Here is a 1543-nt window from a genome sequence, read left to right as displayed (position 1 = left end):
AAAGATTGCTATCCTTCGTCTTCTTCGGTTTCTTTTTTAGTAATATCATCATGAGGCAATTCTTCATCATCATCGGTTGAATTTAGTTCGAAGAAACTAAAAAAAGAACCGCCGTAACTTTTCTGAAAAGAAAAATTACTCATGTGATCCAATTTGGTGTATTTTGAATGCTCGATAATCATCATTCCATCATCTTCCAATAAATCTCTTTCGAAAACGGTTAGAACAATTTTTTCAAAAGTAGCCTGATCCAATCCGTAAGGCGGATCTGCAAAGATGATATCGTAAGTTGTTTTAGAATTTTCTAAAAATTTAAAAACATCGCTTTTTGTTGCAGCAATATCAAAATCATATTCCGAAGAAACTTGTTTGATAAATTTAACGCATCCAAAATCGCCATCTACAGACGTAATTGGTGCGCTTCCGCGTGAAGCAAATTCATAACTGATGTTTCCTGTTCCCGAAAAAAGATCTAAAACCTTTAAGCTGTCAAAATTAAAATGGTTATTCAAAACATTAAACAATGCTTCTTTACTCATGTCAGTCGTTGGCCTTACAGGTAGATTTTTTGGCGGAAAAATTCGGCGTCCTTTGTATTTTCCTGAAATGATTCTCATGATTGAAATAAGATATAATGTTTTTGATTTTGAGCGGTTGTAAAACTATTTCTTTCTTTTAGTTTTGAAACGTCTATAAAAGAAATATGGCGCACATATTTGTAAGCTATAGCATAAAACGGATCGTTTTCTGTAATAGTTCCTAAAAGTTCTAATTTGAAACTTTCGGGATTCATACTCATTTGCTCAGCCGTAAATAAAATATAGTAGATAAAATCTTCTGGAGTATTGTATTCGAATGAATTAAAAAGCAAAAGTTTTTGATTTTGCACTACGATTATTTCGAAATTTCCTGGATTAAAATTGACGATCATTTTCTTATCGTCGTTGTTTCGAGAGCCGTCCAAGATTTTTTCGACCAAAATACTATTGGCATGTTTATAATCAAAAGAACCTACGTTGTCAATTAGAAAATTGTTTATGTTCACAAACGGAATATAAACCGAATTCATTTGATAATTTGGGATTTGATCAAAAGTAAAATGGTCTGTTTCAAATACTTTCGAAGTGTATTGCAAGTAACTTCCTAAATAATTTTCATCAAACAAAGCAGTCGGAACAAAAGTAGAAAGGTTATTGTTGTGAATAACCATTACTTCATCGTAATTGTTTTTTAATTCAGGATTATTTCTGAAAGCTTCATTGAATAAATCTTCAATTCGAGATGTTTTGTTAGCAGTATCAAACTTTATTTCTTTAAAAGAAGTAATGATATTATTTAAAGTATCAAAACAGCAATATGAAAATCCAGTCAGAGAAACCTGAATAGAAAGTTTCCTGTAATTTTTTGAAGTAATGTTAGTATTTTGTAATGACATAGTTGATTTACAATTCGTTACCTGTTTTAAATCAAGAAAGAATTTAAGCGACCACAAACTTACAAATTAAAAAGGAACAATTATAATTGCAATTTCAAAAAACAATTT

General features: G+C 30.3%; 2 protein-coding genes. Both read right to left on the bottom strand.

Features of this window, described 5'->3' with window-relative positions:
- Positions 1 to 8: 8 nt before the first annotated feature.
- Positions 9 to 617: an RsmD family RNA methyltransferase gene (locus tag B3J44_RS11215; RefSeq protein WP_198856257.1), complete on the bottom strand. Its 609-nt coding sequence runs from the start codon at positions 615 to 617 to the stop codon at positions 9 to 11.
- Positions 614 to 1435, bottom strand: a complete 822-nt coding sequence (locus tag B3J44_RS11210) for a DUF3822 family protein (RefSeq protein ID WP_286968525.1) — start codon at positions 1433 to 1435, stop codon at positions 614 to 616. The genes B3J44_RS11215 and B3J44_RS11210 overlap by 4 nt, the downstream gene beginning before the upstream one ends.
- Positions 1436 to 1543: the final 108 nt, after the last annotated feature.

The sequence above is a fragment of the Flavobacterium sp. UBA4854 genome (assembly GCF_002399805.1).
Lineage (GTDB): Bacteria > Bacteroidota > Bacteroidia > Flavobacteriales > Flavobacteriaceae > Flavobacterium > Flavobacterium ginsengisoli.
Note: the sequence above shows the minus strand (reverse complement) of the source record. Positions and strands in the feature narration are given on the sequence as shown.

What these genes read in the sequence shown, in the direction of transcription:
- B3J44_RS11215 (WP_198856257.1), bottom strand. Translation starts at nt 617, where the DNA reads ATGAGAATCATTTCAGGAAAATACAAAGGACGCCGAATTTTTCCGCCA.
- B3J44_RS11210 (WP_286968525.1), bottom strand. Translation starts at nt 1,435, where the DNA reads ATGTCATTACAAAATACTAACATTACTTCAAAAAATTACAGGAAACTT.